This window comes from Frankia tisae (assembly GCF_025403405.1).
GTDB classification, from domain to species: domain Bacteria; phylum Actinomycetota; class Actinomycetes; order Frankiales; family Frankiaceae; genus Frankia; species Frankia tisai.
In genome coordinates this window covers 19553-44819 of record NZ_JANEZT010000005.1, presented here as the reverse complement: position 1 = coordinate 44819, position 25267 = coordinate 19553, and the positions used below count along the sequence as shown (strand labels likewise).

Sequence of the window (25267 nt, the reverse complement as noted above, 5' to 3'; positions counted from 1 at the left end):
CGTCCCCGGGCGCCGGCCCCGGGCAGGGACGGGCCGTCGTCGGCCGCCAGCGCCGCCGCCTCACCCGGCCCGCCGAGGATGTCGAGTGCGTTGCGGACGAAGGTCTCCACCCGGTCGTGCGCCGCGGCTGACTCGTCCAGCGCCTCCGGGGTGTATTCGAGCGTCGACCGATAGTGCGCCGACAGCAGGTGGTAGCGCAGCACCTGAGGGCGGACGGCGCCCAGGGCATCGGCGACGAGTACCGAGTTGCCGAGCGACTTCGACATCTTCGTGCCGCCGGTGGTCAGCAGCCCGACGTGCATCCAGTACCGGGCCATCTCGCCGGTGTCCACGCCGGTGGCGCCGCCCGCCGCGCAGACCGTCTGCGCCCGTTCGTTCTCGTGGTGGGGGAAGACCAGGTCGAGCCCGCCGCCGTGGATGTCGAAGGCCGGGCCGAGGTATTTCCCGGCCATCGCCGAGCACTCCAGGTGCCAGCCGGGACGGCCGTCGCCCCAGGGCGAGGACCAGAACGGCTCGCCGGGGCGGGCGGCCTTCCACAGCGCGAAGTCCCGCGGATCGGACTTGCCGGGCTCCGACTCCGCCGAGGGCAGCATCGCGTCCGGCCGCTGGTGTGACAGAGCCCCGTAACCGGCGAAGGATCCGACCCGGAACCAGACCGAGCCCCCGCCGGCGTAGGCGTGGCCGCCGTCGATCAGCGCGGAGATCAACGCGATCATCTCCGGGATGTGGCCCGTCGCGCGCGGCTGGATCGTCGGCGGCAGGATGCCGACCGTGCGATAGGCGTCGTCGAAGGCCCGGGTCTGGCGGGTGGCGAGCTCCCAGACCGAGGTGCCGTCCCGGTCCGCGTTGGTAATGATCTTATCGTCGATGTCGGTCACGTTCTGGACGAGCGTCACCTCGTGCCCGGACTGCACCAGCCACCGGCGCAGCAGGTCGAACGGCAGGGCCGTGCGGAGGTGACCCACGTGCGGCGGCGACTGCACGGTGGGTCCACACACGTAGACGCCCACGTGACCGGGGCGTAGCGGCTCAAATGGCCGCACACGCCGCCTACGCGTGTCGTAGAGGTGAAGACCCATCTGTCAAGGGTACGGCTCCGGCTCCGACGGCGGGCACTCAGCCCGGTCAGCTGACCGTCAGCCGACGGTCAGCACCCGGTCGGCCACGACCCGGATGACGACCCGGACCTCGCCCGGATCGTCCCACCGGTAGATATCGCCGGTGTACTTGAGCGACAGCCGGTCGATGAGCTCCCGGCCCCCCTGCTCGGTCAGCGTCGCGGTGCCGCGCACCTCGACGTAGGAGTAGGGGTTCTCCTGGTCGAGGAACATCAGCCCGACCCGCGGATCACGGGCGATGTCCCGCTCCTTCGCGCGTCCGCGCACCGTGGACAGCAGCAGCTCGTCCTCGTCGCGATCCACCCAGAGCACGGTCATCCGCGGCGAGCCGTCGGGGTGAACCGTGGCCAGGACCACGTGGATCCGTGCGTCCGCGAGGGCCCGCACCGGCTCGGGAAGGCGACCAGCCATCAGACTCCTCGGGGCGCGGCCAACGACGGCCCAGCCTTTCACTCACCGCCGGCACACTACCGAGCGATGCCGGATCGGCATACCCCCTCGGGCGCGGCCAGCGCTCAGGCCCGCACGACCAGGGCCGTGGCGATCGCCGCGAGTCCCTCGCCCCGGCCGGTCAGGCCGAGGCCGTCGGTGGTCGTCGCCGAGAGGCTCACCGAGGCGCCCAGGGCTGCGGACATCGCCTCCTGGGCCTGCTCCCGGCGCCCCGCCATCCGCGGGCGGTTGCCGATGACCTGGACCGACACGTTCCCGATGACCCAGCCGCCGACGGCGAGCAGCCGGGCCGTCTCGGCCAGCAGGACCGCGCCAGAGGCGCCCGCGTACTCGGGCCGGTCGGTGCCGAAGACCTTCCCCAGATCCCCGAGGCACGACGCGGTGAGCAATGCGTCACAGGTCGCGTGCGCGGCGACGTCACCGTCCGAGTGCCCGGCCAGGCCCGTCTCCCCCGGCCACTCCAGGCAGGCGACCCAGCACGACCGACCTGCCGCGAACGGATGCACGTCGATGCCGATGCCGACGCGCGGCAGCACCGCGGTGGTCACCGCGTTCGAGGCCGGGGCCGGTCGGTCGGTCGGTGCCACGCCGCCGTCCGCCGGCGTGGGCATGTCCGGGCTCACCCGGGACTCCGGACATCCGAGCCACCGCGCGCATCCAGGCCGCCGCGGGAGTCGGCCCCTCCGCGGGAGTCGGCACCCGCCGGGGCGTCGCCCGAGGCGCAACGGGCCAGCAGCGCCTCGGCGAGTACGAGATCGTGCGGTTGGGTCACCTTGAACGCCTCCTGCGCGCCGGGGACGGTCATCACCGGCACCCCGAGAGCCTCCACCAGACCGGCGTCGTCCGTCACCGGAATGTCCTTCAGGGCATACGCGGCGGTGAGCACGTCACGCCGGAATCCCTGTGGGGTCTGCACGGCCCGCAGCCCGTCGCGGGGCGGGGTACGGATCACCCGTCCGTCCGGGCCGACCTCCTTGACGGTGTCCGTCAGGCCGAGCACGGGGATCACCGCCGGATGGCCGGCCAGCACCGCCGCAGCGACCGCGTCGACGAGGGAGGGCGGGGTCAGCGGCCGGGCCGCGTCGTGAACGAGGACGACGGAGATGTCGTCGTCCACCGCGCGCAGGGCCCGCCGGACCGAATCCACCCGCTCCGCGCCCCCGGCGATCACGCGTACGTCCCGCCCGAGCAGTTGCGCCACAACCTCCACCAGGGTGGGCGGTGCGGCCACCACGATCTGCGTCACCGACTCCGCGCGTCGCAGTGCTTCGATCGAACGCACCAGCATCGGCCGACCACCCAGGGCACGCAGCGCCTTCGGGGTGCCCCCGCCCAGCCGCTCACCGCGGCCGGCAGCCGGCACGATCGCCGCAACCCGCGGACCGACTGCCCGCGGCTGGAGACCTTCGCCCATCATTCAGACCTCCCGTGTGCCATCCACCACGAGAGCATGGCCTATCCGGCCGACCGGACGCGAGCCGGCCGACCGGTACGCCGATCGGGCGTGCGCAGCCGAGCGGTGCGTACGCCGCCATCGGACCGCGCCGGCCGGCGAACCCGGCCCACCGGACGGCAGAGCGTCCGGAGGGGCCGACCTCCCGACCGGAAATCATCTTTCCGGGATATCACGCCGGCCGAACGATCAGCCGACACCCGATCTATTACGACCGGGTTGACAAGGCCTTGGATCAGCCGGCGAGAACCTCGTCGAGCATCGCCTCAGCCTTGTCCTCGTTGGTGCCCTCCGCGAGCGCGAGCTCGCTGACAAGGATTTGCCGCGCCTTGCTCAACATGCGCTTCTCACCCGCGGAAAGACCGCGTTCGCGATCACGGCGCCAGAGATCGCGAACGACCTCTGCAACCTTGTTCACGTCACCGGAGGCGAGCTTTTCGAGATTTGCCTTGTAACGCCGGGACCAGTTCGTGGGCTCCTCGGTGTGGGGTGCCCGGAGCACCTCGAACACCCGTTCCAGCCCATCCTGCCCGACGACGTCGCGTACCCCGACCATACCGACGTTGTCGGCCGGCACCCGGACAGTCAGATCGCCCTGAGCGACCTTCAGCACGAGATAGAGTCTTTCCTCGCCCTTGATGACGCGAGTTTCAATCGCGTCAATCAGAGCAGCACCATGATGCGGGTAAACAACGGTCTCGCCGACTTGGAACGCCATGTGTCACGTGCCCCTTCCGCCTCTACCAGCGTAACACGCACGCATCGCCGCAGGTCAGACGCGCGCTGCAAGCGCAAGGGCCGCAACGCCAAGCTGAGGGGCTCCACGGGGTCTTCCGGCCACCGTTCGCGACGACGGGCACCGCCCGCCACGGATCCGCGCACCGACCCCACATCACCGCGCACCGACACCGAACAGCCCTACCAGGTAAAACAGGCGACAGGTCGACAGGCGTTGGCTGCGCGTTGAGCGTCAACCGCACCGCGAACGTAGCGCGGATGGACCCCGCCTGTGCGCCGGCAGAGGCCGACCGGCGCGGCGACGGCGCGCACCGGCCGGGACGGCGATCGCCCGCCCGCACGCCGTCCGCGGCGGAGCGTGACTCTGCCCACGTCATCGACCGGCTCTTCGTGGCCTGTCGGGCCGGTCAGCGCCGATTCCGGGGCCCGCGCACAGCCCCCGGCCCGCGCCGCGTACCGGCCCACGCGGGCTGACCGGGCCGTCGGCCTGGGCATGTGGCGCCGCCGGGTGACTAGTGTTAGCCCGGCACGGAGACCTCCCGTGGACGACCCTGCGCACCGGGCCGTCGGCGGCGGTCCTCCGGGCACCGGGGCAACCCCCTGCACGCCGGGTCCGACCTACCGGCACCGGGGCGCGCCGCCGGGTGGCCGTCCTCAGCGACGGCCGTCGACCAGCACCGGCGCCGCCCAACGCGCCGGTCTTGTGCAGGAGGAGCCACCGCGCTGTGAACCGCCGTCCGGGTGCCTGTTTCTCGTCAGTCAACGCCGTCGCCGATGCGACGACCGCCGCCGCGGCACCCCGCGACGACGACGCCTCGCGCTCCGCGTTCCGGCGGCGGATGACGTCGCGCCGGGTGGGCGTCGCCCTGCTGGCCTCGGTGATCGGTTCGGCCGGCCTGGCGAGCTGCGCCTCCGGCAACGACGCGCTGACGAACTTCGCGCGAACCACGACCAACAGCGTCGCGGGGTCCGTCGGCGCCATCACGCTGCGCAACGTCTACGTTGCCGGACCCGTGTCCCAGGGCGACTCGGCGCCGGTCGTGTCGGCGTTCTTCAACGCGGGCGGCGAGCCGGACACCCTGGTCTCGGTGTCGTCGCCGGAAACCGGCGGCGGCCAGCCGCCGAAGCAGGCGGACATCCCATCCGGCGGTGGCCGGATCTTCATCGCCGATGCCTCCGCGCCGACCCTGCTGGGCGTGACGCAGAACCTGCCGATCGGGTCCCAGCTCCCGATCACCTTCACCTTCGCGAAGGCCGGCAGCGTGACCCTGGACGTGCCGGTGGAGCCGGCCGCCGCGGCCTGGGGCGGCACGACCACGATTGTCGACTTCGCCGTGCAGCGCACCGGTGAGGTCGTCGAGGAGGGGCTGGCCGCCTGGCATGCCAAGGCCGAGGGGCAGTGCGCGATCGACTACGGCTTCCACATGATCATGGGTGGGGTGGGCGAGGCCGCGCTCAAGGCGATGGACTCCCTCGTCGCCCACGAGGGCGTCACCAGCTTCAAGCTTTTCATGGCCTACCCGGGGGTGTTCTTCAGCGACGACGGCCAGATCCTGCGGGCGATGCAGCGCGCCGCCGACTCCGGCGCCACGATCATGATGCACGCGGAGAACGGCCTGGCCATCGACGTCCTCGTCGCCCAGGCGCTGGCGCGCGGCGACACCGACCCGATCTATCACGGCCTGACCAGACCACCGGCGCTGGAGGGCGAGGCCACCCACCGGGCGTCCGTGCTCGCCCAGGTCGCCGGTAACCCGCCGCTGTACTTCGTGCACCTGTCCGCCTCCGAGGCCCTCGGAGTGGTCAGCGCCGCCCGGGCCGCCGGGCGCAACGTGTTCGCCGAGACCTGCCCGCAGTACCTGTACCTGAGTCTGGAGGAGCATCTGGGCGCCGTTGGCTTCGAGGGCGCCAAGTACGTCGCCTCCCCGCCGCTGCGCACGAACACCGCCCCGCACGCCGACGACCTGTGGCGTGGCCTGCGCACCGACGACCTCGCCGTCGTCTCCACGGACCACTGCCCGTTCTGCTTCGCCGAGCAGAAGGAGCTCGGCCGCGGCGACTTCTCGAAGATCCCCAACGGGATCGGGACGGTCGAGCACCGCATCGACCTGATCTACCAGGGCGTCGTCACCGGGAAGATCTCGCTGCAGCGCTGGGTCGAGACCTGCGCGACCACCCCGGCGCGGATGTTCGGCCTCTACCCGCGCAAGGGCGTCATCGCCCCCGGCTCGGACGCCGACATCGTCATCTACGACCCGAACGCGACGACGACGATCAGCGCCGCCACCCACCACATGAACATCGACCATTCGGCCTGGGAGGGCTTTGAGATCGCCGGGAAGGTCGACACGGTGCTCTCCCGCGGATCCGTCGTCGTCTCCGGCGGCCAGTTCAGCGGGCGCGCCGGTCACGGCCGCTATGTGCCTCGCGGCCTGTCCCAGTACCTGCGTTGACCTGTTCCCAGTACCTGCGTTGGCCTTGTTCCCAGTACGTGCGTTGACAAGGAAGGGGGACGCGGCGATGAGGACGATCGGCCATCTGATCGGCGGGGCCGAGGTGGTGGACGTGGCCGGCCGCTTCGCCCCGGTGTGGAACCCGGCGACGGGCGAGCAGCAGGCCCGCGTCGCGCTCGCCTCGCCCGAACAGGTGCGCGCCGCGGTCGGCGCCGCCCGCGCGGCGGCCCCGGGCTGGCGGGCGGCGCCGCTCGGCCGCCGGGCCGAGGTGATGTTCCGCTTCCGCGACCTGCTCGACGCCGGTCGCAAGGAGGTCGCCCGGCTGCTGACCGCAGAACACGGCAAGACCCTCGACGATGCGCTCGGCGAGATCGCCCGTGGCCTGGAGAACGTCGAGTTCGCCTGCGGTGCCCCGCATCTGCTGCGCGGCGGCTACTCGGAGCAGGTGTCCGCCGGTGTCGACGTCCACGAGGTGCGCCAGCCGCTCGGCGTCGTCGCCGGCATCACCCCGTTCAACTTCCCGGCGATGGTGCCGCTGTGGATGCTGGCGAACGCGCTGGTCTGCGGCAACGCGTTCGTGCTCAAGCCCAGCGAGCGCGACCCGTCCCCGGCGCTGTTCCTCGCCGAGCTGCTGGGACGCGCCGGGCTGCCGGCCGGCGTGCTCAACGTGGTGCAGGGCGACAAGGTCGCCGTCGACGCCCTGCTCGACCATCCCGACGTCGCCGCGGTGAGCTTCGTCGGCTCCACCCCGATCGCCCGTTACGTCTACGAACGCGCCACCGCGGCCGGCAAACGGGTGCAGGCCCTCGGCGGGGCGAAGAATCACCTGGTGGTCCTGCCCGACGCGGAGATCGCCGCCGCGGCGGACGCCGCGGTCTCCGCCGCCTACGGCTCGGCCGGCGAGCGCTGCATGGCGGTGTCGGTGGTCGTCGCGGTCGGCGAGGTCGCGGATCCGCTGGTCGAGGCGATCGCCACGCGGGTCCGCGGCATCCGGGTGGGGCCCGGGTACGATGACGCCAGCGAGATGGGGCCGCTGATCACCGCGGCGCACCGGGGCCGGGTCGCCGGCTACCTCGACCTCGCCACCGCGCAGGGGGCGAGCGTAGTCGTCGACGGCCGCGCCGATCCCGCCACCAGCGGTCCCGGCTTCTTTCTCGGCCCGAGCCTCGTCGACCACGTGCGGCCCACCAGCGCCGTCTACACCGACGAGATCTTCGGCCCGGTGCTCGCCGTCGTGCGGGTCGCCACCTACGACGAGGCGCTGCGGCTGATCGAGGACAACCCGTACGGCAACGGTGCGGCGATCTTCACCCGCGACGGCGGGGCCGCCCGGCGGTTCACCACCGAGGTGCAGGCGGGGATGGTCGGCGTCAACGTGCCGATCCCCGTGCCGGTCGCCTACTACAGCTTTGGCGGCTGGAAGGGTTCGCTGTTCGGCGACCTGCACATGTACGGCCCGGACGGGATCCGCTTCTATACCCGGACCAAGGTCGTCACGTCCCGCTGGCCCGACCCGGCGACGAGCTCGGTCGACCTCGGCTTCCCCCGGACGCGGTGACGCGGTGGACATCGGAGTGGTGCTGCAGACGAACCCGCCCGCCGCCCGGGTGATCGACCTCGCCCGGCAGGCGGAGAACCTGGGCTTCAGCCACGTGTGGACCTTCGACTCCCACCTGCTGTGGGAGGAGCCGTTCGTCATCTACAGCCAGATCCTCGCCGCGACCCGCAAGGTGCTGGTCGGACCGATGGTGACCAACCCGGCGACCCGCGACTGGACGGTCACGGCTTCGCTGTTCGCCACCCTCAACGAGATGTTCGGCAACCGGACGATCTGTGGGATCGGCCGGGGCGACTCGGCCGTGCGGGTACTCAACGGCAAGCCCACGTCCCTGGCCACCCTGCGGGAGTGCATCGAGGTCGTGCGCGAGCTCGCGAACGGGCGCAGCGCGCAGGTCGGCGGCAGCGCCGTGCGCTTCCCGTGGGGCACGGCGAGCCGACTCGACATCTGGGTCGCCGCCTACGGGCCGAAGGCGCTGGCACTGGCCGGGGAGATCGGCGACGGGTTCATCCTCCAGCTCGCCGACCCGGACATCGCCGCCTGGACCATCCGGGCGGTGCGCCGCGCGGCCGAGCGGGCCGGCCGGGACCCGGCGGCGGTGAAGTTCTGCGTGGCCGCCCCCGCCTACGTGGGCGGAGTCGACCCGCTGTCGCTGGCCCACCAGCGCGACCAGTGTCGCTGGTTCGGCGGGATGGTCGGTAACCACGTCGCCGACCTCGTCGCCCGCTACGGCGCGGACGGCCCCGTGCCCACCGCGCTGACCAGCTACATCGCCGGCCGCACGGGCTACGACTACAACGAGCACGGCCGGGCCGGCAACGCCCACACCACGTTCGTCCCCGACGAGATCGTCGACCGGTTCTGCCTGCTCGGCCCGCCCGAGGCGCACGTCGAGCGGCTGACGCAGCTCGCCGAGCTCGGCGTCGACCAGTTCGCCGTCTACCTGCAACACGACGCCAAGTTCGCGACCCTCGAGGCCTACGGCGAGACGGTGATTCCCGCCGTCGCCGGCACGGTCCGCGCCACCACCGCCGGCACGCAGCCCCCCGTCGCGCCCGCCCCGGCGACCTCGGCGCCGTCGGCGACGAGGAGAGGACCCTGACCCCATGACGACCACTTCCGCCACCTCCGCCACCGCCACCGCCGGCGTCGCCGGCCGCAGCGAGGCGTACCTCGACGATCGTCGGCACGTGTTCCACTCCTGGTCGGCCCAGGCGGCCCTCGACCCAGTGGTGGTCGCCGGCGCCGAGGGGAGCTGGTTCTGGGACGAGTCCGGCCGGCGCTACCTGGACTTCTCCTCGCAACTCGTCAACGCCAACATCGGTCATCAGCATCCGGCGGTGGTCGAGGCGATCGCGGCCCAGGCCCGCGCGCTGACGACCGTCGCGCCGTTCCACGCCCACGAGGTGCGTTCCCGCGCCGCGCGGCTCATCGCCGAGCGCGCGCCGGGCGACCTCGACCGCGTCTTCTTCACCAACGGCGGGGCCGAGGCCACCGAGAACGCGGTGCGCATCGCCCGGCTCGCCACCGGCCGCCACAAGATTCTCGCCGCCTACCGCTCGTACCACGGCGCGACCGGCGGCTCGATCACCCTGACCGGGGAGCCGCGGCGCTGGCCCAGCGAGCCGGGGATCCCCGGCGTTGTGCACTTCTTCGGGCCCTACCTGTACCGCTCGCCGTTCCACGCTGTCGATGCCGAGCAGGAGTCCCGCCGCGGGCTCGCCCATCTCGCGGAGGTGATCGCGCTGGAGGGTCCGGCGGCGATCGCGGCGATCATCGTCGAGCCGGTCGTCGGCACCAACGGGATCCTGGTACCGCCGCCGGGGTACCTCGCCGGGGTGCGTGAGCTGTGCGACACCCACGGCATCGTCTTCATCGCCGACGAGGTGATGTCCGGCTTCGGCCGGTGCGGCGAGTGGTTCGCCGTCGACCACTGGGGGGTCGTCCCGGATCTGATCTGCTTCGCCAAGGGCGTGAACTCCGGGTATGTCCCGCTCGGTGGGGTGATCCTCGCCCCGCATCTCGCCGACGCCTTCGCCGAGCGCCCCTACCCGGGTGGGCTGACCTACTCCGGGCACCTGCTGGGCTGCGCCGCTGCGGTCGCCTCGATCGAGGCGTTCGAGGAGGAGGGGATCCTCGGCCACGCGCGGATGCTCGGCACCGAGGTGATCGGGCCGGAGCTGGCGAAGCTGGCGGCCGACCATCCGTCGGTCGGCGAGGTCCGCGGGCTCGGCGTGTTCTGGGCGGTGGAGCTGGTCCGCGACGGCGCCACCCGTGAGCCGCTCGTGCCGTTCAACGCCGCCGGCCCGGCCGCGGCCCCGATGGGTGCGGTCGCCGCGGCCTGCCGCGAGCGCGGCCTGTGGCCGTTCACCCACTTCAACCGGGTGCACGTGGTCCCGCCGTGCACCATCTCCGAGGCGGATGCGCGGACCGGTCTCGCGATCCTCGACGAGGCGCTGACGGTCGCCGACGGCTTCACCACGGGCTGACCGCCTCCCCTCGCTCCCGCACGCGCCGCACCCCCCGCACGCGCCGAAGCCCCGGCAGACACGTGCCTGTCGGGGCTTCGGTTCATCGGTCCGCGTGAGGACATCGGTCCGCGTGAGGACGTCTGTCCGCGTGGGGGACGCCCGCTGCCTGGGGCGTCCCCGGCGGGTCGTTCAGCGGGTGGGTTCCCCCGCGCGGGGGCTGTCCTCCTCCCGCGACGGCTGGCCGGGGACCGGGCGGACATGACCGCCGGTGCCGACCGGCTGGCCGGCCGTGGACAGCGCGTCCGCGGGCAGCGGGACGCGCTGGAGCTCCTCGATGTCGTCGGCGGACTCGACCGAGATCCGCGGGAGGATCCGGTCGAGCCAGGCAGGCACCCACCAGTTCGCCTTGCCGAAGATGTGCATGAGCGAGGGCACGAGGACGGTCCGGATGATGAACGCGTCGATCACGATTGCGCTCGCGAGCCCGAGGCCCATCAGCTTGATCACGCGTTCGTCACCGAGGATGAACGAGGCGAACACCAGGGTCATGATGGCGCCGGCGGCGGAGATGACCCGGCCGGTCTCGGCCTGGCCGAGCGAGACGGCCAGCCGGTTGTCCCGCCGGGCGGTCCACTCCTCGTGCATCCGGCTGACCAGGAACACCTCGTAGTCCATGGACAGGCCGAACAGGATCGCGAACAGGATGACCGGGATGAACGCCTCGACCGGGCCGCCACTGATGCTGAACAGTGACTCCCCCCAGCCCCACTGGAACACCGCGACGACGACGCCGAAGGCCGCGCCGACGGCGAGCAGGTTCATCACGGACGCGGTCAGTGGCACCAGCAGGCTTCGGAAGACCGCCACCAGCAGCAGGAAGGCGAGCACGACCACGATGCCGATGAACAGCGGCAGCTTGCTCGACAGGGTGCTGGAGAAGTCCTCGAAGATGGCCGTGATGCCGCCGACGTAGATCCCGGTACCCGACTGGTTGGCCTGCGGGACGACGTCGTCGCGCAGCTTGTTCAGCAGCTTCGAGGTGGCCTCGTCCTGGGGGCTGGTCGTCGGATACAGGGAGACGATCGACGCCTGGCCGTTCGGGCTCGGCCGCGGTTCCGACACCGACGCGACGCCCGGGGTGGCGCGGGCCGCCTTCACCACGGCGTTCAGGTTGGCGGTGTCCTGCGGCGACTTGATCTCCGCGACGATTGTGAACGGGCCGTTGAAGCCGGGGCCGAAGCCGTCGGCGAGCAGGTCGTACCCGCGCTTGGTGGTCTTGGCCGAGTCGCCGTTGCCGAGGTCGGACGAGCCGAGTCGCAGCGAGAAGAACGGGATCGCGATGACGAGGATCACCACCCCGCTGATGACGGCGAACCGTCGGGGCCGGCGCTCGATGCCCTTGGCCCAGCGCCACCAGAAGCCCGCGACGTTCTCGTGCTCCGGGCCGGTGTCGGCGAGCTTGCGCCGATCGCGCTTGCTGAGCACCCGCATGCCGTAGAAGCCCAGCAGGGCGGGCAGCAGCGTGACGGCCGCCGCCATGGTCATCGCCACGGCCACGGCCGCCGAGATCGCCACGCCGTACAGGAAGCTCACCCCGAGGGCGAACATGCCGAGCAGCGCGATGCAGACCGTGATGCCGGCGAACAGCACGGCGCGCCCCGAGGTGTTCACCGCGGTGACCGCGGCCTGCTCGGGCGACTTGCCGGCCCGCAGGCCGATGCGGTGCCGGTTGACGATGAACAGCGCGTAGTCGATCCCGACGCCGAGGCCGATCAGGGTCGCCAGGACCGGGCTGAACTCGGCGATGGTGAGCACGTGCGAGAGCAGGATGATCAGCAGGCTGCCGACGCCGAGCGCGACGATGGCGGTGATCAGCGGCAGGGTCACGGCCAGCAGCGAGCCGAAGGCGAGGAACAGGATGATCGCCGCGGCGACGATGCCGATGAGCTCGCTGTAGCTCTGCTTCGCCTGCTCGATGATCGACACGACCTGGCCGGTGGCCTCGACCTGCAGCGTGTTCGAGCCGTAGCCGCGAGCGGTGTCGACGAGCTGCTGGATGTCGTCCTTGGACAGGTCGATGCCCTGCAGGTCGAAGTCGACCGTGGCGAAGGCGGTCAGTCCGTCCTTGCTGATCTGCGCGGCCCCGCGCGGGCCGTAGGGGCTGCCGACGTCCGTGACGTGCGGGACCTTGGCCAGCTTGGTGAGCATCTCCGTCGCCGGCGTGCGCAGGGCCGGGTCGGTGATGGCGGTGCCGTTCTTGCTGTGCAGCACGATGGTGGCGCTGTCTCCCGAAGCCGCCGGAAAGTCACGCTGCAGCAGGTCGATCGCTTTTTGTGAGTCGGTGCCGGGCAGGGAGAAGGCGTCCTTGTAGTCGCTTCCGGCTGCCTGGCTGATCCCCCCCAGGCCGACAATCGCGACGATCCATAGGAGCAGTACGAGCCGGCGGTGCCTGAAGCACCAACGGGCGAGCGATGCCACGGTTTCCCCTCGAACGTTGATGATCGGTCGGTGTCGCCACCTGCGACGTCTTGATCTGCAGCAGTGGTGCCCCGCTACCTGGAAACTTACCGGTCGTTTAGTAGGTAAGGTTGAGGGTAACATTCGGCGCGGACTCGATCGGAGGGGTGTAGGGCTGCCATGGCCGAGCCAACATCACCCGGGTCGGCGTGCGACACCAGGTCGCGCATCCTCGCCGCCGCGATCAGCCTCTTTGCAGAGCAAGGGTATGCCGGCACGTCTGTGAGGGATATCTCCGAGCGGCTCGGCGTGACGAAGGCAGCACTCTATTATCACTTCTCGTCGAAGGAGACGATCCTCGACGCGCTGTTGGAGCCGTTCGTCTCCGAGCTGGGCCGGCTGGTCGAGCTGGTCCGACAGTCCCCGCCGCCGAGCGCACTGCTCCTGGTGGAGCGGCTGGTCGACGTCATGGCCGGTCCCGGCGGCGTGCTGCTCGCCTTCGTCAACGATCCCTCGGTGATCCACCGTAAGATCGGCAAGAGTGACATGGTCTCCCTGCAGCAGGCCCTGGTCCGGGCGCTCGCCGGCCCGGAACCGTCGGACCTCCGGCTGTTGCGGGCGCACTGCGCGCTCGGCGCGTTGCGCTCGGGGATTCTCGGGATGGCGTTCGAGCGCGGCCAGGCCCAGCTCCAGGCCGAGGAGGCTCAGCTCCAGGCCGAGGGTGCCCAGGCTCAGGGTGCCCAGGCCGAGGATGAGGCCGGGGCCGAAGTGATCCTCGGTGAGGCGCCGGCCGTGTTCGGTGGGTCCGGCCTACCCGGTGTGCCCGGCCATGGGGAGCAACTCTGCACGGCGGCGCTGCGTACCGCTGTCGCTCGGCTGCCGCAGGGGATGCCTCCGCTGGTCTCCGCCGCCGAGCGGCGCGAGATCGTGGCCGCCACGTTCGCCGCGCTTGGCGCCGAGGATCCGGCGCTCCGGTCGCCGGGATCGGCTTGCCGCTCGGCCACGGGCGAGGGCGCCCGGCTCGCCGCGGCCACCGGATCGTGCGTGGAATCCGCAACACCCGCGGCACTGCCCGCGCCATCGGTTTCTTCCTCGGCGGCGCTTCCCTCGGGCGTGACGGCGGGATCACCGGGATCGGTGGGCCAAATCCGCCCGGGTATCCACCCGGGGTAGTCCATCCGTTGGATGCGTGGGCAGATTGAACCGCATTTGCTCGGGTGATCGATTGTTTCGGCCGAGTGTCCGATTGGGGTAGTCGGCACCCCCGGCGACCACCGAACGTGCCAACGTCGTCGTGGTCGCGACCACTGTCGGACCTCTCGCGATGCATCTTCGGGACCAATGTGTCGGAGGTCACCGCTGCGGGTGATATCCACGCCCGGTGGCCCGTCCATTAGGTTCGGAGAAATGCTGCTTTCGATCACGTTTGTCGGAGGCGGTAGGGTGGTCGTCGTGTGGAGGATGGATCAGTGCTCGGACGATGCCCCACCAGCCTGTCCGGCCTACGTCACAGCTCGGCTCGATCCGGCGCGGGAACGATCCACCGATGAACCTGCGCACCGATCGGGTGGCTCCGGTGGCGACCGGATCGGACTGACGGCAGGGTACTGACACCAGAGGTGGCAGATCCGTGCTCGTCAGTTGTGAGGTCGTGGTGACAGTGGCGGGTCGTCGCCGGGTAAATCCGGCGTAGGCAATGCGGTGGGAAATCACCCCAATACCCGGCCGGCCGGGTGAAGTAGTTCACGCGTCCCAGGAGAAGATCCCGAATCCGTCGCACGACCGTCAAATCGGGCCGCACCCGCGGTCGTGATAGCGGGGCAGCCCCGATAGCGGGGGCGGTCACGACAGAGGGAGTGTGATAGGGAGTCCGGAGCCGCGCAGGTGATCCGCCCGCCCGATGTCGCCCATCTGACCATGGACGATCCGGCGGCGGGGCGGTGAAATGGTGGGAGTCGTGGACCCGGTGGCGCTCACGCGCCCGGGGTCCTGGAGCCCGACGCTTGGGAAGCAGTAGCTGTCCGGATCGGCATGGCCATCGAGTGTGGTCGATGCGGTGGTCCGACGGCAGAGCTCGTGCCATCGGACCATGCCGATCATGCTCGGTCGGGCCACCTCGCGACGCGGGGCGAGATGAGTGGGGAAAGTAGTTAGGTGACGTGCAACCAGTGCCCGCGGGGGAGAGCTGCGTGAAAGGAACGACCGGAAGTGGTGTGTCATGAGCACACGGTCCCGGCCTGCTTTCCGTGAGGGAGGGTTGACCGTCCTCACCAACCGGACCGCGCGAACGGGTACAACCCCCGCCACCTGGCCACCTCGAACGGCCGTCGTGACCGGCGCCTCCAGTGGCATCGGCCGGGAAACCGCCCTGCTGCTGGCCGCCGGTGGCTGCCGCTCGCTGCTGGTCGGCCGCAACGGCGTGGCATTGGACGAGGTCGCCGCCGCCACGGAGGGGCACCGCATCTCCGTCGACCTGTCGGTCGCCGGCTCGGAGGTGGCGGTCGCCTCCCGGGCCAGTGAACTGCTCGGCGATGTGGACCTGCTGGTGTGCTCCGCCGGGCTCGGCGCCGCGGGCCCGTACGACATGATGTCGCCGGAGGCGATCGCGGAACTCATCGCGGTCAACGTCCTGTCGCCGATGGCGCTGGTTCGGGCCATGCTGCCGGCCATGCTGGATCGTGGGCAGGGGCGGATCCTGATCGTCGGCAGCATCGCCGGTGCGCTCGGCGTGCGCGGCGAGGTGGCCTACTCTGCGACGAAGGCGGCGATGGTCGGCTTCGCCGACGCGTTGCGGGCCGAAGTCGCCGGACGCGGCATCACGGTGACCTTGTGTTTACCTGGCGTCGTCGACACCCCGTTCTTCCACCGCCGCGGCGCACCATATGTGCGGCGATGGCCGCGGCCGATCCCGGCCGCGCTGGTCGCCGAGCGCATGCTGGCGGGAGCGGGACGGGGCAGCGCGGAGGTCTGGGTGCCTGGTTGGCTACTCGGAGCGGTACGGGTCCATGGCGCGGTGCCGTCGCTGTACCGCAAGCTGGCGGGTGTCTTCGGATGATCCGGCGCTGGGAGCGTCCTGCCGGCTGGCCTGTGTCGCCGCCAATTGGGGGTGAGTGACACCGACCACAGCCCCGGCGGCCTTCGGGCCGTCGGTGGCAGACGCGCCGGGGTGGGGCCGGGGGTGCACGGCGCCGTCGGCCCCACGCCCCCCGCAACCCGGGTGGCGGCACGGCGCGCCTGCCAGGACCGGTCGCACAAGCCGGTCCGCCTGGACCTGCCGAGCAGGTCCGCGTGAGACGCGCCCATGACCATCCGGTGCGATCGGGCGCCCTGGTCCCGTCGGCGGACCGGGTCGTCGCCAGCGCAGAACCCGCCGAACCTCGGCGCCGTCCACGTTCCCGGCGCCGGCCGGGTTCCGGCGCCGGCCGGGGCATCCGCGGGGACCCCAGCCCGGCACGCCGCGCCCGGAGTGCAGACCGTCATCGAAGGAGAGGCGTATGACCGCCATCGACGCCCCAACCGGCCCACCACGCACGCCTGCGCCGTCGGGCGCGACGGGCCTGTCCACTCCCCCCGAACACCTGCTGCGCGCTGCGCCGGCGGAGAATTTCCCGGTCTCGCCGATCGTCCTGCCCGCGGCCGTGCGCGCCCACTTCAACGCGGTGTACGCCTTCAGCCGGTTCGTCGACAACATCGGCGACGAGGCCGCGGGCGATCGGCTCGCCCTGCTCGACCGCCTCTCCGAGGATCTGTCGGTGATCTGGGCCGGCGGTGAGCCGGAGCTGCCCGTCCTGCGCCTGGTCGCGCGCACGGTGCACGCCTGCGACCTGCCCGCCGAGCCCTTCGAGCGGCTCGTCGAGGCCAACCGCCAGGACCAGCGGGTCACCCGTTACGAGACGTTCGACGACCTGGTCCGCTACTGCACCCTGTCGGCCGATCCGGTCGGCCGGATGGTGCTCGGCGTGTACGGACTGGCGACCCCCGACCGGGTCGTGCTCTCCGACCGCGTGTGCACCGCGCTGCAGCTGGCCGAGCACTGGCAGGACGTCGCCGAGGATCTCGCCGCCGGGCGCATCTACCTGCCGCAGGAGGATCTCGACACCTTCGGGGTGACCGAGGACGACCTGCGGGCGCGGGTGGCGAGCCCCGCGGTGCGTCACCTGATGGCCTTCGAGGTCAGCCGGGCCCGCACCGTCATGGACCAGGGTGCTCCGCTGATCGCGACGGTGTCGGGTCGGCTGAAGCTGGCGTTGGCCGGCTTCGTCGGCGGTGGCCGCGCGGCGTTCGACGCGATCCGTCGCGCCGATTACGACGTGCTCGGCGGCCCGCCGAAGGCCCCCAAGCCACGGATGGCCCGCTTCGCCCTGGTGGCGCTGGCCCAGTCGGCGGCCCCGGGAGCGCCGGCTGCGGCCCGCACCGCTGCGGCGGTCGCGACCGCGACCAGCGCGACCGGCGTCGCGGCCCGGCGAGCCTCGGAGGAGGACCGATGACCAGCCCGGTGCCGAACCCGGTGAGCCGACCGACCGTCGCCGAGGCGTACGCCGCCTGCGAGGCGTTGACGAAGGAGGCGGCGCGCAACTTCTCCTACGGCATCCGCCTGCTGCCCCCGGAGAAACGGGGCGCACTCAGCGCCGTCTACGCGCTGGCCCGCCACCTGGACGACATCGGTGACGGGGACCTGCCGCCCGAGGAGAAGCTCGCCGGGCTGGCCCAGGTCCGAGCGGAGGTCAACAACCTGGGCGCGGGCAGCTCCGACCCGATGTACGTCGCCCTCGACGACGCCGCCCGGCGCTTCCCGATCCCGCTGGAGGCGTTCATCGAACTCGCCGACGGCGTCGAGAGTGACGTGCACGGCACCACCTACGACACGTTCGACGACATGGTCGGCTACTGCCGGCTCGTCGCCGGCACGATCGGCCGGCTCTCGCTGGGCATCTTCGGCACCGAGCAGGCGGCTTCCGACCGCTCCGCCCCGGCCATCGCCGACGCCCTCGGCGTGGCGCTGCAGCAGACGAACATCCTGCGCGATGTCCGCGAGGACCTGCTCGGCGGGCGTATCTACCTGCCGGCGCAGGAGCTCAAGGCCGCCGGGATCGAGCTTGTCGTGGATGCCAGCGGCCGCCTCGGCGGCCCACCCACGGCGCTGCTGGGCTACCTACGGTCCTCGGCGCAGCGCGCCGAGGACTGGTACGAGCGGGGAATGGTCCTGCTCGACCTGTTGGACCGGCGAAGCGCTGCCTGTTGTGGCGCTATGGCCGGCATCTACCTGCGGCTCAACCGGCGGATCAAGAACGATCCGGCCGCCGTGCTGGACCGCCGACTTGCGCTGCCGGGCTGGCAGAAGGCGGTTGTCGCCGCTCGCAGCCTCGCCGGGCGGCCGGAGACGAGCGCCGCATGACTGCTGGAACGAGTGACGTGGCCGCCGGGGCCGAAGCGGCCGGTGCGGCGGCGAGCCGGGATGACTCCCCACCGCACCTGGTTGTCGTCGGCGGCGGCCTCGCCGGGATGGCCGCGGCCCTGCTCGCCGTGGACAGCGGCGCGCGGGTGACGCTGTTGGAGGCCCGGCCGCGCCTGGGCGGCCAGACGACCTCGTTCCGGCGCAACGACCTGTGGATCGACACCGGTCAGCACGTGTTCATGCGCTGCTGCACCGCCTACCGCGGGCTGCTGGCGCGTCTCGGGGTGGAGCACCTGACCACGCTGCAGCCCCGCCTCGACGTCCCGGTACTGCTCGGTGACTCGCTCACCCGGACCCGGCTGCGGCGCACCAGCGTCCGCCTGCCCGCGCCGTTGCACCTCGCCCCGGCACTGCTGGGTTACCGGGCGCTGCCGTTCGCCGAGCGGCTGCGCGCCGGGCTCGCGGCCTTCCAGCTCGGCCGCCTCGACCAGCGCTCCGCGGCGGTGGACGAGCGGTCGTTCGGCGCCTGGCTGACCAGCCACGGCCAGGGCCCGGCGGCGACGAAGGCGCTGTGGGAGCTGCTCACCGTGGCCACGCTGAACGCGCCGGCCGCCGAGGCCTCGCTGGGCCTGGCGGCGAAGGTCGTGCGCACGGGCCTGCTGGACGGCGCCGACGCCGGCGACCTCGGCTGGGCGGAGGTCCCGCTGGCCCGGCTGCACGGCGACGCGGCGATGGCCGCCCTGGCCGCGGCCGGCGCCGACGTGCATCTCGGGGCCAAGGTCCGTTCCATCACCGCCGCGGGCGGCGGCTGGGAGCTGGCCGTCACCGCGGGTGGCACCAACCGCGGTGAGACGGTACCCGGCACCGACGCCGCGGGCAGGCTGCGCGCCGACGCCGTGGTCCTCGCGGTGCCGCCGCCGGCAGCGGCGGACCTGCTGCCGGCCGGCGCCGGCCCGCAGCCCGCGCGGCTGCGCGAGCTCGGCGACTCGCCGATCATCAACGTGCACATGATCTATCCACGGCAGGTGATCGAGGGGCCGTTCCTGGCCGTCGTCGATTCACCGATTCAGTGGATCTTCGATCGCACCATCTCGTCCGGCCTCGCCGCCTCCGGCCCGCCCGGTGCCCAGTACCTGGCGCTGTCCCAGTCGGCGGCCGAGCCGTGGATCGACCGGTCGGCGAACGAGCTACGCACCCTGTTCGTCGACGAGATGGCCCGGCTGTTCCCGGCCGCCCGCGCGGCCGCGCCGCTCGAGGTCTTCGTGACCCGGGAGCGCACAGCCACCTTCCGGCAGGCTCCCGGTTCGCTCGCATTGCGCCCGGGTACGTCGACCGGACTGCCCGGCTTTGCCTTGGCCGGCACGTGGACCGACACCGGTTGGCCGGCGACCATGGAATCCGCTGTGCGTAGCGGACTCGCTGCAACCCGTGAGAGCCTGGCCGGTATGGGGGTCGTCGTCAACGGGCTGGCCGGGTCCGCCGAGGGAGCTCGAAAGGCTGCCGGGCGATCACCGGCACCGGCTCGGGCCCTTCCGCGGCAGAGCGCCGAGGAGGCGCTGAGCACGCATACCACCCACTCATCAACCACCTCGCTTTTGCTGGATCAAGCGGTTGCACCGAATGCATCGGATTCGTCGGATTCTCCGGATCCACGGGGGGAGAACACGGTGACCGCCGCAACCAAGGCGGTCACCGGGCCGGTGCCCACCGGCCAGCCAGGGCACTCATCCACAGGGGGATTCCCGGTATGACCATGACGGTTCCGGATGCGATCGAGCGGGGGCGGGCCCTCACCGTGCCGGCGCTGCGCGCCGTGGTGGACCGCCTGCACCCGCGCCTTCGCCACGTCGTCGCCTACCACCGCGGCTGGGTGGACGCCGCCGGCGAACCGCTACCCGGTGGCGGCGGCAAGCTCGTCCGCCCGGCGTTGGCGCTGCTGTCCGCCGAGGCAGCCGGTGCGTCGGCGGAGGTCGGCCTGCCGGCCGCGGTCGCCGTCGAGCTCGTGCACGACTTCTCGCTGCTGCACGACGACCTGATGGACGGCGACACCGAACGCCGCCACCGGCCCACGGCCTGGACGGTCTTCGGCGCCGACGGCGCGATCCTGGCGGGTGACGCCCTGCTGGGTCTCGCCACCCAGGTCCTGCTGGAGGTCGAGGGGGAGGCCGCCCGACGCGCGGCGCTGATCCTCGGCGCCGGCGTGCAGGACCTGGTCCGCGGCCAGGCCGAGGACCTGATGTTCGAGAGCCGCTCCGACGTCACCGTGGCCGACACGCTGCGGATGGAGGACGGCAAGACCGGCGCGCTGCTGGCCTGCTCGGCGTCGCTTGGCGCCGTGCTTGCCGGCGCCGGGGACGAGATGGTCGATGCGCTCGCCGAGTACGGCTCTCGGCTCGGCACGGCCTTCCAGCTCATCGACGACCTGCTCGGTATCTGGGGCGACCCGTCGGTCACCGGCAAGCCGGTGCTGTCGGACCTGCGTTCCCGCAAGAAGTCCGTGCCGGTGGTGGTCGCGCTGGAGGCCGGCGGCAGAGCCGCCGACGAACTACGCGCCTTCCTCGTCGGCACCGGGGAGTCGAGCGAAGCCGAACTCGCCCACATCGCCGAACTGATCGAACAGGCGGGCGGGCGGGACTGGACCACCGCCGAGGCCGACCGGCAGCTCAAGGCCTGCGAGAACGTGCTGCGCTCACTGTCGATGCCGGCCACGGTCGAGGCGGAGCTGCTCGCCCTCGCCCGCTTCGTGACCGAGCGCGATCGCTGAGGAGGCCGCAGGTGAGCGCAGGCGCCCATACCGCCTGGTCCACCCGCCGCCCCGTTCCAGACCGGGGTGATGCCGGGAGGCCGGGCGGCGCCCCGCCACGGCTCGACCGGCGGGCGGACCCACCGGGCCGCACTGCCGGGCGAACCGGCGATCAGCCTGATGATCGTCAGCTTGACCATCGTACGTACGACGAGGGGAGTCGTCGATGAGCCTGACCTCGGACCCGTCCCCGGCTGCTCCGACTGCCGAGAAGAGCCCGAAGCGGCCCACCATCCCGGTGCCCGCCACGGCCGACGCCTACGGGATCTCCCGGTCCTCACCGCCGCTGCCCGGCGGTGCCGGCAGGCCGCAGGCGGCCGCGCCGATCAGCGCGGACGTCGCCGCGGCGCGCGCGCGGGATCATCTCCTCGCGCTGCAGTCGGATGAAGGGTGGTGGAAGGGCGACCTCGAGACGAACGTCACGATGGATGCCGAGGATCTGTTCATGAAGCAGTTCCTCGGCATCCGCGGAGACGACGAAACCGAGCAGACCGCCCGCTGGATCCGTTCCCAGCAGCTCTCCGGCGGCGGCTGGCCCACTTTCTACGGCGGCCCGGCCGACCTGTCCACCACCATCGAGGCGTACATCGCACTGCGCCTCGCCGGCGACGCGGTCGACGCCCCGCACATGGCCCTGGCCGCGGAGCTCGTGCGGACCCAGGGCGGGGTGGCCGCCTCCCGGGTGTTCACCCGGATCTGGCTGGCGGCGCTCGGCCAGTGGTCGTGGGACGACGTGCCGGTCATCCCGCCGGAGCTGATCTTCCTACCGTCCTGGGTGCCGCTGAACGTCTACGACTTCGCCTGCTGGGCACGCCAGACGATCGTCGCGCTGACGATCGTCGGCTCGCTGCGGCCGACGCGGGACCTCGGCTTCGACATCGACGAGCTCAAGGTGCCCGCGGCCGTGCGCAAGCCGGCCCCGCTGCGCAGCTGGGAGGGCGCCTTCGAGCGGCTCGACAAGCTGCTGCACCGCTACGAGCGACGGCCGATCAAGCTGCTGCGCACGCTGGCGCTGCGCCGCGCCACCGAATGGGTCGTCGCCCGGCAGGAGGCCGACGGGTGCTGGGGCGGTATCCAGCCGCCCTGGGTCTACTCCGTCATGGCGCTGCACCTGATGGGGTACCCGCTGAACCACCCGGTGATCGCCACCGCCTTCCGCGGGATGGAGCGGTACGTGATCCGCCGGGACACCCCGGCGGGCCCGACCCGCCAGATCGAGGCCTGCCAGTCGCCGGTCTGGGACACCGCGCTCGCGGTCGTCGCGCTGGCCGACGCCGGTGTCCCCGGCGACCACCCGGCGATGGTCAAGGCCGGCCGGTGGCTGGTCGACGAGGAGGTCCGGGTCGCCGGTGACTGGGCGGTACGCCGCCCCGAGCTCGCCCCCGGCGGCTGGGCGTTCGAGTTCGACAACGACTTCTACCCGGACGTCGACGACACCGCCGAGGTGGTGCTGGCACTGCGGCGGCTGCTCGGTGCGGGGCACGTCATCCCGCCGTCGGCCCGTCAGAGCCGCGCTGGCGCCCCCGCGGTGAACACCGTCGAGGACGCGGACCCGCGGCTGGCCGCGGCGATGCGCGCGGCGGCGGCCCGCGGGGTCGACTGGAGTGTCGGAATGCGCTCGTCGAACGGCGCCTGGGGCGCCTTCGACGCCGACAACGTCCGGACGCTCACCACGAAGATCCCGTTCTGCGACTTCGGCGAGGTGGTCGACCCGCCGTCGGCGGACGTCACCGCGCACATCGTGGAGATGCTGGCCGACCTCGGCCGCTCCGACCACCCGATCACCCAGCGGGCGGTGCAGTGGCTGCTGGACGACCAGGAGCCGGGCGGGTCCTGGTTCGGCCGGTGGGGCGTCAACCACCTCTACGGCACCGGGGCGGTCGTGCCGGCGCTGATCGGCGCCGGGGTGCCCACCGACCACCCGGCGATCACCGCCGCGGTGCGGTGGCTGCTCGAGCACCAGTCGCCCGAGGGTGGCTGGGGCGAGGACCTGCGCTCCTACACCGACCCCGCCTGGATCGGCCGGGGCGAGCTCACCGCGTCACAGACGGCGTGGGCGCTGCTCGCGCTGCTGGCGGTGGACCCGCACAGCCTGGCCGTGAAGCGCGGGGTGCGCTGGTTGTGCCAGACCCAGCGGCCGGACGGCACCTGGGACGAGCCCTACTTCACCGGCACTGGTTTCCCCGGCGACTTCTCCCTGAACTACCACCTGTACCGGCTGGTCTTCCCGCTGACCGCGCTCGGCCGGTACGTGAGTCTCACCGGGGTGGCCACACCATGAGCACCTCCGCATCCCCGGGCGGCGACGGGAACGCTCCCGACGCTGTCGTGACCCCCGCCGACCGCACGGCCCCGGCGGCCGCGGCGGGGGGACCCGCCGTGATCCCCGCCCAGGACCCGGCGTCGCCGTCGGTTCCCTCGTCTGCCGCGGCGCGCCGGCCGGGCGCGTCGGTGGCCGCGGCCGCGGGCACCGCCCCGGCGGCGCTGTCCCTCGCCGCCCCGGGGGCCCTCGCCGGCTCGGCGGGCGTCGGCGGCTCGGCGGGCGTCGCCGGCGGCGCAGCGGGCGTCGCGACCGCGACGATGGCGCCGGTCGTCGGCCTGGCCGCGGTGGGTTCGCCCGCCGCGGCGCCGGCCGGCGGGGTGCAGGCTCCGCCGCGGCCCGCCGAGCCGGCCGCGGCGGTGGTCAGCCCGCGGCGCCGTGCCCGGCTCGTGGTCGCGACGGCGCTGCGCTTCGAGGCCATGGCGGCCGGTCGTTCCGGCCTGCCCTCGAACACGGTCATGGTGCGCACCGGGATGGGCCCCGACAAGGCCGCCCGGGCCGCCCGGGTGGTTCGACAGGCGCGCCCCGACGCCGTCGCGATCGTGGGCCTGTCCGGCGGCCTCGCCCCCGGGATCAAGCCCGGGGACATCGTCGTCGCCAGCGAGGTCCGAGCCGCCGACGGGTCCGTCGCGGCCCGCTGTGCCTCCGCCCCGCTGCTGGCCGGTGACCTGCGCCGGCTCGGCCTGACCGTGCATGTCGGCCCGATCGTCACCGTGGCCAAGGTCGCCACCGGCGACGAGCGCACCCGGCTCGCCGCCACCGGCGCCATCGCGGTGGACATGGAGAGCGCCTCGATCGCCGCGGGGGTCGGGGACGTCCCCTTCGCCGCGGTCCGGGTCATCGTCGACACCGCCGACGAGCCGCTGGGTCGCCTCGACCTGGTCCGCCGCGGCGTGCTGGGCCTGCGCACGATGCGCCGGCTGGGCCTGCCGATCGGCGCCTGGGCGGCGGCGGTGGGCCGGCGTACCGTGCTGCTCGCCGAGCCGCGGGCGTTCTGCGCCGGAGTCGAGCGTGCCATCGAGGTCGTCGAGCGCGCCCTGGAGATCCACGGTGCGCCGGTCTACGTCCGCAAGCAGATCGTGCACAACTCCCATGTGGTGGCCGATCTCGCCGCCCGTGGGGCTGTCTTTGTCGAGGAGCTCGACGAGGTGCCCGCCGACGCGACCGTGGTGTTCTCCGCGCACGGGGTGGCCCCGGCGGTGTGGAACCAGGCCGACGGGCGCAGGCTCTCCGTCATCGACGCGACCTGCCCCCTGGTGGAGAAGGTCCACGCCGAGGCACGCCGGTTCACCTCGCGTGGCGACACCGTGCTGCTCATCGGCCACTCCGGTCACGAGGAGGTCGACGGCACGCTGGGCGAGGCACCCGAGCGCATCCAGCTGGTGCAGTCGCCCGACGAGGTCGACTCCCTCGATGTCCCCGACCCCGAGCGGGTCACCTACCTCATGCAGACCACGCTGGCGATGGACGAGGCCGAGGAGGTCGTCGACGCGCTCAAGGAGCGCTTTCCCGCGATCGTCGGCCCCGGATCCGCCGACATCTGCTACGCCACCTCCAACCGGCAGAACGCGGTGCGCAAGGTCGCGCAGGAGGCCCAGCTCGTCCTCGTCGTCGGGTCGGCCAACAGCGCCAACTCGGTGCGGCTGGTGGAGGTCAGCCGGCGTGACGGGGTGGCCTCCCACCTCGTGGAGAACGTCGGCGACGTGAAGCTGGCCTGGCTGGACGGGGTGGAGACGGTCGGCATCTCGGCCGGCGCCTCGGCCCCGCCGTCGCTGGTGGAGGAACTGACCGCGGCGTTGTCCGGCCTCGGCACGACGGATGTGACCACCCGGTCCGTCGGCACCGAGACGGTCGCCTTCCACCTGCCCAAGGAGCTTCGCCGGGCAGGCGCCACCCCGGCCGCTCCGGCCACATCGGCCACCCCGGCCACATCGGCTGGGTCGGACGCACGTTCCTAGTCCGTCCCGCCGCGGCGTCGGTGGGCCGTAACCGCTGGCCGCGGCCGAAACCGCGGCCAGCGGTTACGTGCCTGACCCTGGCGCCGCCCGTCT

General features: G+C 72.4%; 18 protein-coding genes and 1 pseudogene. 13 read left to right on the top strand and 6 right to left on the bottom strand.

The window, feature by feature from the left end:
* From cysS to NBZ85_RS01240, 5 genes are all read right to left on the bottom strand, one after another.
* Nucleotides 1–1079: cysteine--tRNA ligase (gene cysS / locus NBZ85_RS01260; protein ID WP_261561384.1), on the bottom strand; the 1079-nt coding region annotated here is incomplete at its 3' end.
* 57 nt (nucleotides 1080–1136) lie between these two features.
* A complete protein-coding gene (locus tag NBZ85_RS01255; RefSeq protein WP_261555479.1) occupies nucleotides 1137–1529 on the bottom strand; it encodes a PPOX class F420-dependent oxidoreductase in 393 nt (130 codons plus the stop codon).
* A 104-nt stretch (nucleotides 1530–1633) separates the two neighbouring features.
* Complete coding sequence (ispF, locus tag NBZ85_RS01250; protein ID WP_261555489.1) at nucleotides 1634–2116, bottom strand: 2-C-methyl-D-erythritol 2,4-cyclodiphosphate synthase; 483 nt, start codon at nucleotides 2114–2116, stop codon at nucleotides 1634–1636.
* Between the two features lie 71 nt (nucleotides 2117–2187).
* On the bottom strand, nucleotides 2188–2982 hold the full coding sequence (gene ispD, locus NBZ85_RS01245) for a 2-C-methyl-D-erythritol 4-phosphate cytidylyltransferase (protein WP_261555478.1): 795 nt from the start codon (nucleotides 2980–2982) through the stop codon (nucleotides 2188–2190).
* A 274-nt stretch (nucleotides 2983–3256) separates the two neighbouring features.
* On the bottom strand, nucleotides 3257–3739 hold the full coding sequence (locus NBZ85_RS01240) for a CarD family transcriptional regulator (protein WP_009741775.1): 483 nt from the start codon (nucleotides 3737–3739) through the stop codon (nucleotides 3257–3259).
* Nucleotides 3740–4484: 745 nt separating this feature from the next.
* Here NBZ85_RS01240 and hydA point away from each other — a divergent pair.
* The 4 genes from hydA (at nucleotide 4485) to NBZ85_RS01220 (ending at nucleotide 10259) form a co-directional block, all read left to right on the top strand.
* Nucleotides 4485–6212 carry a dihydropyrimidinase gene (gene hydA / locus NBZ85_RS01235; protein ID WP_261561383.1) on the top strand — a complete coding sequence of 576 codons (1728 nt, stop codon included), beginning with the start codon at nucleotides 4485–4487 and terminating at the stop codon, nucleotides 6210–6212.
* Between the two features lie 67 nt (nucleotides 6213–6279).
* Entirely contained in the window at nucleotides 6280–7770 is a 1491-nt protein-coding gene (locus NBZ85_RS01230; protein WP_261553860.1) for a CoA-acylating methylmalonate-semialdehyde dehydrogenase, read from the top strand.
* Nucleotides 7771–7774: 4 nt separating this feature from the next.
* Nucleotides 7775–8872, top strand: coding sequence for a TIGR03842 family LLM class F420-dependent oxidoreductase (locus NBZ85_RS01225; RefSeq protein WP_261561382.1), 1098 nt, complete (start codon nucleotides 7775–7777; stop codon nucleotides 8870–8872).
* Between the two features lie 4 nt (nucleotides 8873–8876).
* On the top strand, nucleotides 8877–10259 hold the full coding sequence (locus tag NBZ85_RS01220; RefSeq protein WP_261553862.1) for an aspartate aminotransferase family protein: 1383 nt from the start codon (nucleotides 8877–8879) through the stop codon (nucleotides 10257–10259).
* A 171-nt stretch (nucleotides 10260–10430) separates the two neighbouring features.
* On the opposite strand, the gene NBZ85_RS01215 is transcribed toward NBZ85_RS01220, so the two are convergent.
* Nucleotides 10431–12719, bottom strand: coding sequence for an MMPL family transporter (locus NBZ85_RS01215; RefSeq protein ID WP_261553863.1), 2289 nt, complete (start codon nucleotides 12717–12719; stop codon nucleotides 10431–10433).
* A gap of 159 nt (nucleotides 12720–12878) precedes the next feature.
* On the opposite strand from NBZ85_RS01215, the pseudogene NBZ85_RS33660 reads away from it, so the two are divergent.
* The 9 genes and pseudogenes from NBZ85_RS33660 to ispH form a co-directional block, all read left to right on the top strand.
* Nucleotides 12879–13007: pseudogene (locus NBZ85_RS33660) on the top strand (TetR family transcriptional regulator); the annotation flags it as partial.
* Nucleotides 13008–13871 (top strand): TetR/AcrR family transcriptional regulator, encoded by an 864-nt coding sequence (locus NBZ85_RS01210; protein WP_372517648.1) that lies wholly within the window; start codon nucleotides 13008–13010, stop codon nucleotides 13869–13871.
* Nucleotides 13872–14916: 1045 nt separating this feature from the next.
* On the top strand, nucleotides 14917–15753 hold the full coding sequence (locus NBZ85_RS01205) for an SDR family NAD(P)-dependent oxidoreductase (protein WP_163553074.1): 837 nt from the start codon (nucleotides 14917–14919) through the stop codon (nucleotides 15751–15753).
* A 439-nt stretch (nucleotides 15754–16192) separates the two neighbouring features.
* The gene (gene hpnC, locus NBZ85_RS01200; protein WP_261553865.1) at nucleotides 16193–17185 is read left to right on the top strand and encodes a squalene synthase HpnC; all 993 of its coding nucleotides are present in this window, start codon (nucleotides 16193–16195) and stop codon (nucleotides 17183–17185) included.
* On the top strand, nucleotides 17182–18093 hold the full coding sequence (hpnD, locus tag NBZ85_RS01195; RefSeq protein ID WP_261553866.1) for a presqualene diphosphate synthase HpnD: 912 nt from the start codon (nucleotides 17182–17184) through the stop codon (nucleotides 18091–18093). The genes hpnC and hpnD overlap by 4 nt, the downstream gene beginning before the upstream one ends.
* On the top strand, nucleotides 18090–19844 hold the full coding sequence (gene hpnE / locus NBZ85_RS01190) for a hydroxysqualene dehydroxylase HpnE (RefSeq protein ID WP_261553867.1): 1755 nt from the start codon (nucleotides 18090–18092) through the stop codon (nucleotides 19842–19844). Before hpnD ends, hpnE begins: the two co-directional genes overlap by 4 nt.
* Nucleotides 19841–20857 (top strand): polyprenyl synthetase family protein, encoded by a 1017-nt coding sequence (locus NBZ85_RS01185; protein WP_261561380.1) that lies wholly within the window; start codon nucleotides 19841–19843, stop codon nucleotides 20855–20857. The genes hpnE and NBZ85_RS01185 overlap by 4 nt, the downstream gene beginning before the upstream one ends.
* 205 nt (nucleotides 20858–21062) lie before the next feature.
* Nucleotides 21063–23177, top strand: a complete 2115-nt coding sequence (gene shc / locus NBZ85_RS01180; RefSeq protein ID WP_261553869.1) for a squalene--hopene cyclase — start codon at nucleotides 21063–21065, stop codon at nucleotides 23175–23177.
* Nucleotides 23174–25174 carry a 4-hydroxy-3-methylbut-2-enyl diphosphate reductase gene (ispH, locus tag NBZ85_RS01175; RefSeq protein ID WP_261553870.1) on the top strand — a complete coding sequence of 667 codons (2001 nt, stop codon included), beginning with the start codon at nucleotides 23174–23176 and terminating at the stop codon, nucleotides 25172–25174. Before shc ends, ispH begins: the two co-directional genes overlap by 4 nt.
* Nucleotides 25175–25267: the final 93 nt, after the last annotated feature.

Bases quoted from the DNA above. Each gene is read 5' to 3' on its own strand.
- NBZ85_RS01185 (WP_261561380.1), top strand. From the start codon at position 19,841: ATGACCATGACGGTTCCGGATGCGATCGAGCGGGGGCGGGCCCTCACC.
- NBZ85_RS01220 (WP_261553862.1), top strand. From the start codon at position 8,877: ATGACGACCACTTCCGCCACCTCCGCCACCGCCACCGCCGGCGTCGCC.
- NBZ85_RS01255 (WP_261555479.1), bottom strand. From the start codon at position 1,529: ATGGCTGGTCGCCTTCCCGAGCCGGTGCGGGCCCTCGCGGACGCACGG.
- NBZ85_RS01205 (WP_163553074.1), top strand. From the start codon at position 14,917: ATGAGCACACGGTCCCGGCCTGCTTTCCGTGAGGGAGGGTTGACCGTC.
- NBZ85_RS01240 (WP_009741775.1), bottom strand. From the start codon at position 3,739: ATGGCGTTCCAAGTCGGCGAGACCGTTGTTTACCCGCATCATGGTGCT.
- ispD (WP_261555478.1), bottom strand. From the start codon at position 2,982: ATGGGCGAAGGTCTCCAGCCGCGGGCAGTCGGTCCGCGGGTTGCGGCG.
- hpnC (WP_261553865.1), top strand. From the start codon at position 16,193: ATGACCGCCATCGACGCCCCAACCGGCCCACCACGCACGCCTGCGCCG.
- shc (WP_261553869.1), top strand. From the start codon at position 21,063: ATGAGCCTGACCTCGGACCCGTCCCCGGCTGCTCCGACTGCCGAGAAG.
- NBZ85_RS01230 (WP_261553860.1), top strand. From the start codon at position 6,280: ATGAGGACGATCGGCCATCTGATCGGCGGGGCCGAGGTGGTGGACGTG.
- ispH (WP_261553870.1), top strand. From the start codon at position 23,174: ATGAGCACCTCCGCATCCCCGGGCGGCGACGGGAACGCTCCCGACGCT.
- hpnE (WP_261553867.1), top strand. From the start codon at position 18,090: ATGACTGCTGGAACGAGTGACGTGGCCGCCGGGGCCGAAGCGGCCGGT.
- hpnD (WP_261553866.1), top strand. From the start codon at position 17,182: ATGACCAGCCCGGTGCCGAACCCGGTGAGCCGACCGACCGTCGCCGAG.